The following is an 8,005-nucleotide window of genomic DNA, read 5'->3' as shown; positions in this document are numbered from 1 at the left end:
ATGGCGTGACGCAGACGACCCACTATGCCTACGATGCGCTAGGGCGCCGAGTAACCAAATCCGACAGCTTTGGCACCACCTTCTTCCTGTGGGATGGCGATCTGATGGTGCACAGCCAGCGTGGGGGCAAGGACGCGCTGTTCGTGTACGAGCCCGACAGCTTCGTGCCGTTGGCAAGCATCCAGGGCACCGAAGAAAACCGGCACACCTACTGGTACCAGTGCGACCAGATCGGAGCGCCGCTGGAGTTGACGGATGCCCAAGGGCGCATCGCCTGGGCGGCGGACTACAAGGTGTGGGGAGAGGCCACGCTGCGGACCGTGGCGAGGACAGGAACGGATGGCGGCCTTATCCAGCGTCGAATGGGGCATGGACCGGGAACGGACCAGAGCAACGGTGCCAGCGCCCGTTCATCCATCCTCCCGCCCATTGAGCAACCCTTCCGGTTCCAGGGGCAGCAGTTCGATGAAGAAACCGGGCTGCACTACAACCGGTTCCGACACTACGACCCGACTGTGGGGCGGTTTGCCAGTCAAGACCCAATTGGCCTAAAAGGAGACGCGAACTTTTATTTTTACGTTGTTAATCCATTTGGCGATATTGACGCCTATGGATTAATGCCTAAGAAAGCCCCCTCTAAAGTTGCACTACCAGATGGCGCGGGAGCAACACCGAGCGATATACAAAAAAGCAAGGTTGGAGGAGGAACTCGAACGGGACAACAGGAGTGCCGGGACAAACTTTTAGCGGCAGCTGGCGGGACCTTTAAATGTTGGCGATGCGGCCAGACCTCAACAAATCCCGCAGATATGCATCTAGGACACAAAAATGTCCCAACATCAAAAGGTGGAAATTTAGCCGATGAAAATATTGCACTAGAAGGAGCTGCCTGCAATCTCAGTGCTGGAAATAGTGGTTATGCAAAAGATGGCATGTCATGTGTAGAAAGAGGCAGCTGTGGAGCCCCATATGGAAGATAATTTTTCAATTATTAAAATTCTTGCCGGCCATAATAAAAATGGCCCCGTTCACGAGGAACTACCCGCAATGCCATTAGACGACGGATCATATCGATTGCTCGCGTCGCCTGGATTGGCATTAGGACTGGCAAAAAATGATCTCATATCATTAAACGAAGAAGGTAAAGCTCGACTATTAAAGCATGGTGGCAATTTTTGCATACAGATTTACCTAGAAAATCTGGACGAAGCAAAAATTTCAAGAATAACGGAGTTAGTTCATAGCAAACTTGCCGGTTCGATTGATGGAACAGGCGGGGGAGCGCTCGCATTTTCCATACCGATCAGCAATGGCTTCGAAAAAACAAATGATATTTTTGATCAAGTGCGCTCAATTACGGAATCCGAGTATTTTTATTCAAATATATACAAAAATCCTGAAAACCCAAATGATGAAACATTGACGGACTGGGCAGATAAATTGGAGACGTAAAGCAGAGCAAGTTAAAAGTGGAACGCAACAACCGAGGCTGTGTGACGCCCCCTTGATGGGTCATCCGTCATATGCTATGCATTTAATAGCAATTAAGCCAATCAGAACTAGGGCATCGAGTACTTTTAATCCTATTCTGGACACGCTTATCGAACTGTTATCGCTCCTTGCCGCCAGTGCAATGGCCTTCTCCTCGCCTTTATGGCTACCCCGCCTCGTCGGTCTTTCCGATCCGGCAGAAAGGCAGTTGACGCGTTGAGGGCACGCCGGATGAGGTACGCGAAGAAACGCAGTCGCCAACGCCCTGGGGCAGCCCACCACGTTGCAGTACGCCTTCGACCTCGTAACCACGCTGCGCGATGCGATGGGCTTCGAGTGGCGGCGCACCTACGAAAGGCACGGCTATCTGGCGCAGATGACCGATCCGCTCGGTCCGATGACTACGCATATGGACCACCGGGCTTCGTGCCTCTGTCAACGGTGCAAGGTATGCAACACGACAGCGGCACCACTAATCTTTGCTCCTTTTTCTTGCTTTAATTTGTCAATTCGATCCGCGCATACTTCGAATGACGTTTGCGATTTGCTCTGTTCCATCGAAGGTGGAAGGAATACCGTTTTCATCAGCCACAAGCCCACTGAATATCAGCGACTCAAATCTATCCAGAACATTAGCATTTTTTTCTCTTATTTTAGAAACGTACTCGGCATAGCTCTCCACAAACTGACAAATAGCTATCCGTAAATCAATTTGCAAAAGCTGTGCTTTTACAGATCTAAAATGGTGCAAGACAACTCTAAAAAAATAAAGCAACAACAATTCCCCTGCCAGCAAAGCGGGCGCCACATAAACCAAAAGACCCTTAAAGACCTCAAAATCAGCCAAACTTATTTTTACAAGCAACAACCATACCTGAACCGCAGGCAATGCCAGCATTATAAAACCCAGCGACAACAAAGACCAAAAGGCAATATTTTTTTCATTTATTTTGTTTTCTTTTAATTTTTGAAAGCCGTGAACCAATCCTACAAAATTATATTCAGAAGTAAGATTTTTTATATTATCCTTCAGGGCCTCAATTAATCGCTTTCGCTCATTAAGATCAGCGGTCCAATCATCTCACAATGATTTGACAGCCTCTAATTTTTCAGATAAATTTTTAAATTCCCCTATATCAGGGTGCCTCAATAATCTAGCAGCGATTTTTGCGGGCATAGTGTAACAAGAAAATATCAACTGCTGCTTGTCCCCACTATTAAATTTATCCAAATTGTCATGTACAAAATTTGTCACCTGACGCAACTCAAAAGATAAATCCCCACCTTGAACAAATTGAAGCTCACATAAAAATCCATAACCTGACGTAAATAAAGAATTTAACTGCTCCTCCTTCTCCTCTTCTGGTATTCTTCGGAATTCTGCCACCAAATTCATAAAGTCACGACCAATCCATTCGATATTTGAAACCGCTGATTCATCAAAATCTTTTGGCTTGGAAATTATTAATTTAATAATGCTCTTAAGATGGTTAACCAATCCCTCCGGCTCAATTGAATTCGCGCCAACCCAATCTAGCTCACGAAGAAATAATTGCAAATCATCAATATTTTTCGGATCGGAGAAAAAGGGGGCTTTAATAATATTTGACATAGAATCCTTAAATATTAATCAATCGAAACCTTCACCCCAATAAATAATCAAATTAATTTGAAGCAGGGGTTGGGCTGCACAGACCTTGCCGACCATTGAATCACAAATAAAATTATGGCGGCAGTTAAATTGCACTTTGGCATAATAATCATAATGCGCTTCTGTATTTCCTCTTATGCCATAGCAACCAAAGTAATCAGATCTATAAGTTAATAGCAGCAACAAAACTGATTTCAAAAATCGCATCTACTCCTTCACTGGCTCGAGCACAATCCAAGCCATGCAGACAAGACGAACGACGCCAGAGCAATATTTTAGATTTTTCGAGCTTGACATCTCGCATTTATTGCTATTTAGATAGCAAATATCCCAATCAGCACCCTGGCGTTAAGCACTTTCCACGCTATTTTTCTTTGTCGATATGATGGTAATTCACCATCGCTACTAGATCGATAGCACCCGGTGCATGTTCCACTAAGGCAACGGCCTTAAAACACCTTCAACCGCCTTTGCGGCTCTTTTCCCTCCCGCCCCCCACCTTTCCGTACCCCTCCACATTCAAGTCCATGGGCACGCACATCTTCAGCGGCGGCGAGGGCGCGATCACGCAGGTGGCCAACGGCTGGACGTTCGATCCGGCCACGCCCGTCAAGCTCAAGACCAGCGGCAAGCAGGGCACGGCCTGGCACAGCAACAACAGCAAGGCCATCCTCATCCCGCTGGGCACCATCAAGGAACACGGCACCGACATGTCCAACCGCTACGGCGCAATGGACCGCGGCAAGCACGATCCTTCCAGCACCATCGTGGGCTGGTTCACCAACGTTCGTGACCATGTGAACCAGCATGTCACCTGCCGAATATGACGCGGTTGGTCGATTGATCCACCATCGAATCGGTCATCGCGCCAGCGGCAACATCGCGGCTCAGCCCTTGCTGGAGCGGGCCTACGCCTACGACCTCTCGGGCCAACTGGTGGCCCGGGGCGACACCCTGCGCGGGGCTGGCAGCCACCAGCCGCGCGAACTGTTCGCGTTCGATCCGGCGGGCAATCTGCTGGATGGGGACGATGCGCAGGTCGGGCGGCAAAATGCGGCCAACGGTCGGGCCGGCTTGGGCGTGGTCGGTGACAACCGCCTGCGCTTCTACCAGGACCTGCACTTCGAGTACGACGTGCACGGCAATGTGACCGAGCGCACGCGGGGCAATCAGAAAGCGGGGCACCATGAGGTGGTCCAGCTGCGCTGGAATGCCGATCACCAACTAGTCGAGGCCAGCACCACGCGCCATGGGGTCACGCAAACCACACGCTATGCCTATGACGCGCTGGGACGGCGCGTGTCCAAGGCGGACTCGTTCGGCGCCACGCACTTCCTGTGGGATGGCGATCTGATGGTGCACAGTCAGCGTGGGGGCAAGGAGGCGCTGTTCGTGTACGAGCCAGCGAGCTTTGTGCCCCTGGCAACGGTTCAGGGCACGCAGGATCGATTCGAGACGTATTGGTATCAGTGCGACCAGATCGGGGCGCCGCTGGAGTTGACGGATGCTCAGGGGCACATCGCCTGGGCGGCGGATTACAAGGTCTGGGGGGAAGCCACGTTGCGGACCGTGGCGAGGACGGGCACCGATGGCGGCCCTGTCCAACGCCGTATCGGGCATAGGACCGGTGCCGGGTGGAGCGACGATGCCAGCGCCCGTTTATCCACCTCTCAGCCCATCGAACAGCCCTTTCGCTTTCAGGGGCAGCAATTCGATGAGGAAACCGCGTTGCATTACAACCGCTACCGATATTACGATCCGGCTGTGGGCAGGTTTATTAGTCAAGATCCTATTGGGCTACTAGGCGGCGTCAATCCTTTTGTTTATGCACGCAACACTGGTAATTGGATCGATCCCAAAGGCTTGGCAGGAGCAAAAGGCACACTAAGCGGCCCTAAAATCCCAAATCAAACCCAAACTGGCCTAAGCACTGGTGAGGGAGGAAAAGGAATATCCAATCCCGCAGTCAAAGAAGCATACGACAACGTACCCGAAGAACTTAGAAGTGATTATCACGGACAATGTGCCGAGGCTGACGCATTAAGTAATTCCGCTAATGCAGCCGGAATAACCACACTCGAAAAACTAAAGGAAATGACCAATGGTGCCATATCAAAAGTTTGGCGTAATGATAAAAAAATGAAACCCATGCATGCGTGCCCATCATGCGGCCACGTGCAAAAGCAATTAGGCATTAAAGATTGCGCCAAATAAAGGAATGAGACAATGGAAGAAGAATATCGTCCCGACATCGAAGTCGCGAAAATTTTGGAGAAAAAATATAACCTTGATGATTTATCATTTCAGGATGCGCAGCAAATAATATACGATTTTGCGACAGAAATTTTGATTGGCAACGATTCAATTCAAAAAGAAAATAAAGAAAAAGCCACTCAATACATTAAAAAAATAAATGATTTTATTTCTGGTAAAATTGACACGCAAACACTTCGAAAGTTTAGAGTCGAAGCCATAAAATCCTCCAAAACAATAGAAAAACAACCGGACAAGAATATTATTGAATTCATCACGAAAGGATTGTTTGACGAAGAAATGTCAATGTTTAACGAATATGGAGCAGAAATGCATTTTGAAATGTTACTCTTCACTTTAAAAGAAACTGAGGAATCTAAAATTTGCCAACAATTTCTAGATTTCCTGTTATGCAGCCCAATAATGAAGAAGCATGAGTCATCTTGAGCCAATTCTCGATACTCATTCCCAATTTGCTATGCATTCAATAGCAATCAAGCCAATCAGGACTAGCGCATCCGGTCCTTTTCACTCTTTCTTCGGTGTGCGTGATTGAGTCAATCCTCTTTCGCTCCTAGATCGATAGCAATCAAGGCATATTCCACTAGGGCAACACGCCTAAAACACCCTCACCCGCCTTTGCGGCTCTTTTCCCCCACCGCCACCTCCCTCGTCCCGCCCTTCACTTTCCTGTCCATGGGCACGCACATCTTCAGCGGCGGCGAGGGCGCGATTACGCAGGTGGCCAACGGCTGGACATTCGATCCGGCCACGCCCGTCAAGCTCAAGACCAGCGGCAAGCAGGGCACGGCCTGGCACAGCAACAACAGCAAGGCCATCCTCATCCCGCTGGGCACCATCAAGGAACACGGCACCGACATGTCCAACCGCTACGGCGCGATGGACCAGGGCAAGCACGATCCTTCCAGCACCATCGTGGGCTGGTTCACCAACGTCCGTGACCATGTGAACCAGCATGTCATCTGCCGAATATGACGCGGCTGGTCGATTGATGCACCATCGAATCGGTCATCGCGCCAGCGGCAACATCGCCGCTCAGCCCTTGCTGGAGCGGGCCTATGCCTACGACCTCTCGGGCCAACTGGTGGCCTGGGGCGACACCCTGCGCGGGCGCCAGAACTTCCGCTACGACCCCACGGGCCGCATCCTGGCCGCCCTGCCCGGGGCTGGCAGCCACCAGCCGCGCGAACTGTTCGCGTTCGATCCGGCGGGCAATCTGCTGGATGGCGGCGAGGCGCAGGTCGGGGGCAACACAGCAGCGAAGCCAGGGCCGACCGGGGCGTGGTGGGTGACAACCGCCTGCGCTTCTACCAGGACCTGCACTTCGAGTACGACGTGCACGGCAATGTGACGAAGCGCACGCGGGGTAATCAAAAAGGTGGCAACGCCAGCATCACCACACTGCGATGGAACGCGAACCATCAATTGGTCGAAGCCATCACCGAACGCCATGGCGTGACGCAGACGACCCACTATGCCTACGATGCGCTGGGGCGGCGAGTGTCCAAGGCGGACTCGTTCGGCGCCACGCATTTCCTGTGGGATGGCGACCTGATGGTGCATAGCCAACGCGGTGGCAGGGAAAAGCCTTTTCGTGCACGAGCCCGACAGCTTCGTGCCGCTGGCCAGCATCCAAGGTACAGAGGAAAGCCGGCACACCTATTGGTATCAGTGCGAACAGATCGAAGAGATCAATTTTCTATATGACTTGAGGCGTTCTATGCAGCCCATGGACTATGAAAATTAAGAGATTTATTTATAAATCCATACCACTCACAGACATAGAAGAATGCATTCTTCCATATTAGTGCTTGCAGATTAAAGATTGAAAAACTCTTGGTCATTGGGCGTATGCCTTTAAGCACGCCAATTTCTGTGACCAACCAAGGTCGCATAAAAAGCCACAGTATTTCCATCGCGCAGCTGCCGCCGCACCAGCCGCGGCCCGCTCCCCAGTGCGGCACACACACCAGGAGTCCGAACCATGAAGCCCTCTTCGAAGTACGTATTTCTCTGTGCATCGCTCACGCTGGCCTGGGCCGCTTCGGCACAGGCCTTGCCTGATTTGGTGGTGCCCAGCGTCGATTCGCCCAACCTCGACGGCGGTGTCATCAGGGTGCAGGTCAAGAACCAGGGGGCAGGGCCCTCGGCTGCGTGCTACCTGGCGCTGCGCGTCGTGCCGCCCGGCGGCAGCTTGAAGGTGTTCAGCCCCAAGATCCCGGCGCTTCAACCCGGTCAGCAGGTGGCGCTGTCGGTTCAGACCGGGTTCCTGCTGTCGCAAGCCGAATACGAGGCGATTGCGGACCGCTCCAACACGGTCCAGGAGACCAACGAGGCCAACAACCGCAACAAAGGGCAGTTCGGCGGCAAGCCCTGACCCCCTGACGCGAAAGGGGTGCATGCAGCCTGTTGATCAGGCCATGGCGACAGCGTGCTTGGCTTGGCCGCGACAGGTGGCCTCGCGTACTTGACCGGGGCACCGATGCCACGCGCGCTGCATGTGTACCTCGGAAAGAGGCGCCCGCGTCGGCGCCTCCATTCATCCGCCCGGCGATGGATGGGGTTCAGCCCGGAGCGGTGGGTGGCATG

Annotated in this window: 12 protein-coding genes; 9 read left to right on the top strand and 3 right to left on the bottom strand. The window is 51.9% G+C overall.

Features of this window, described 5'->3' with window-relative positions:
• Positions 1 to 980 (top strand): RHS repeat domain-containing protein (locus tag AVKW3434_RS22570; RefSeq protein WP_284407609.1); only part of this gene is annotated, 980 nt, incomplete at its 5' end.
• Positions 970 to 1,452, top strand: a complete 483-nt coding sequence (locus AVKW3434_RS22565; protein ID WP_284407608.1) for a DUF4265 domain-containing protein — start codon at positions 970 to 972, stop codon at positions 1,450 to 1,452. The genes AVKW3434_RS22570 and AVKW3434_RS22565, both read left to right, overlap by 11 nt.
• 544 nt (positions 1,453 to 1,996) lie before the next feature.
• On the opposite strand, the gene AVKW3434_RS22560 is transcribed toward AVKW3434_RS22565, so the two are convergent.
• From AVKW3434_RS22560 to AVKW3434_RS22550, 3 genes are all read right to left on the bottom strand, one after another.
• Entirely contained in the window at positions 1,997 to 2,476 is a 480-nt protein-coding gene (locus AVKW3434_RS22560) for a hypothetical protein (RefSeq protein ID WP_284407607.1), read from the bottom strand.
• A 96-nt stretch (positions 2,477 to 2,572) separates the two neighbouring features.
• Complete coding sequence (locus AVKW3434_RS22555; RefSeq protein ID WP_284407606.1) at positions 2,573 to 3,103, bottom strand: hypothetical protein; 531 nt, start codon at positions 3,101 to 3,103, stop codon at positions 2,573 to 2,575.
• 18 nt (positions 3,104 to 3,121) lie between these two features.
• Entirely contained in the window at positions 3,122 to 3,349 is a 228-nt protein-coding gene (locus tag AVKW3434_RS22550) for a hypothetical protein (RefSeq protein ID WP_284407605.1), read from the bottom strand.
• Positions 3,350 to 3,669: 320 nt separating this feature from the next.
• On the opposite strand from AVKW3434_RS22550, the gene AVKW3434_RS22545 reads away from it, so the two are divergent.
• The 7 genes from AVKW3434_RS22545 to AVKW3434_RS22515 all read left to right on the top strand — a co-directional run bounded on the left by AVKW3434_RS22545 (position 3,670) and on the right by AVKW3434_RS22515 (position 7,793).
• On the top strand, positions 3,670 to 3,969 hold the full coding sequence (locus AVKW3434_RS22545; protein WP_284407604.1) for a hypothetical protein: 300 nt from the start codon (positions 3,670 to 3,672) through the stop codon (positions 3,967 to 3,969).
• Positions 3,950 to 5,356: an RHS repeat domain-containing protein gene (locus AVKW3434_RS22540; protein ID WP_284407603.1), complete on the top strand. Its 1,407-nt coding sequence runs from the start codon at positions 3,950 to 3,952 to the stop codon at positions 5,354 to 5,356. Before AVKW3434_RS22545 ends, AVKW3434_RS22540 begins: the two co-directional genes overlap by 20 nt.
• Positions 5,357 to 5,368: 12 nt before the next feature.
• Positions 5,369 to 5,842: a hypothetical protein gene (locus tag AVKW3434_RS22535; protein ID WP_284407602.1), complete on the top strand. Its 474-nt coding sequence runs from the start codon at positions 5,369 to 5,371 to the stop codon at positions 5,840 to 5,842.
• A 249-nt stretch (positions 5,843 to 6,091) separates the two neighbouring features.
• Positions 6,092 to 6,391, top strand: coding sequence for a hypothetical protein (locus AVKW3434_RS22530; protein ID WP_284407601.1), 300 nt, complete (start codon positions 6,092 to 6,094; stop codon positions 6,389 to 6,391).
• A 16-nt stretch (positions 6,392 to 6,407) separates the two neighbouring features.
• On the top strand, positions 6,408 to 6,767 hold the full coding sequence (locus AVKW3434_RS22525; RefSeq protein WP_284407600.1) for a hypothetical protein: 360 nt from the start codon (positions 6,408 to 6,410) through the stop codon (positions 6,765 to 6,767).
• Positions 6,701 to 7,123: a hypothetical protein gene (locus tag AVKW3434_RS22520; RefSeq protein ID WP_284407599.1), complete on the top strand. Its 423-nt coding sequence runs from the start codon at positions 6,701 to 6,703 to the stop codon at positions 7,121 to 7,123. The genes AVKW3434_RS22525 and AVKW3434_RS22520 overlap by 67 nt, the downstream gene beginning before the upstream one ends.
• A 277-nt stretch (positions 7,124 to 7,400) precedes the next feature.
• Positions 7,401 to 7,793 carry a CARDB domain-containing protein gene (locus tag AVKW3434_RS22515; protein ID WP_284407598.1) on the top strand — a complete coding sequence of 131 codons (393 nt, stop codon included), beginning with the start codon at positions 7,401 to 7,403 and terminating at the stop codon, positions 7,791 to 7,793.
• The last annotated feature ends 212 nt before the right edge of the window (positions 7,794 to 8,005 follow it).

Origin of the sequence: Acidovorax sp. SUPP3434, from assembly GCF_030159015.1 — a bacterium.
GTDB lineage: Bacteria > Pseudomonadota > Gammaproteobacteria > Burkholderiales > Burkholderiaceae_C > Paracidovorax.
Note: the sequence above shows the minus strand (reverse complement) of the source record. Positions and strands in the feature narration are given on the sequence as shown.

Bases quoted from the DNA above. Each gene is read 5' to 3' on its own strand.
- AVKW3434_RS22565 (WP_284407608.1), top strand. From the start codon at position 970: ATGGAAGATAATTTTTCAATTATTAAAATTCTTGCCGGCCATAATAAA.
- AVKW3434_RS22555 (WP_284407606.1), bottom strand. From the start codon at position 3,103: ATGTCAAATATTATTAAAGCCCCCTTTTTCTCCGATCCGAAAAATATT.
- AVKW3434_RS22550 (WP_284407605.1), bottom strand. From the start codon at position 3,349: ATGCGATTTTTGAAATCAGTTTTGTTGCTGCTATTAACTTATAGATCT.
- AVKW3434_RS22545 (WP_284407604.1), top strand. From the start codon at position 3,670: ATGGGCACGCACATCTTCAGCGGCGGCGAGGGCGCGATCACGCAGGTG.
- AVKW3434_RS22540 (WP_284407603.1), top strand. From the start codon at position 3,950: ATGTCACCTGCCGAATATGACGCGGTTGGTCGATTGATCCACCATCGA.
- AVKW3434_RS22535 (WP_284407602.1), top strand. From the start codon at position 5,369: ATGGAAGAAGAATATCGTCCCGACATCGAAGTCGCGAAAATTTTGGAG.
- AVKW3434_RS22530 (WP_284407601.1), top strand. From the start codon at position 6,092: ATGGGCACGCACATCTTCAGCGGCGGCGAGGGCGCGATTACGCAGGTG.
- AVKW3434_RS22525 (WP_284407600.1), top strand. From the start codon at position 6,408: ATGCACCATCGAATCGGTCATCGCGCCAGCGGCAACATCGCCGCTCAG.
- AVKW3434_RS22515 (WP_284407598.1), top strand. From the start codon at position 7,401: ATGAAGCCCTCTTCGAAGTACGTATTTCTCTGTGCATCGCTCACGCTG.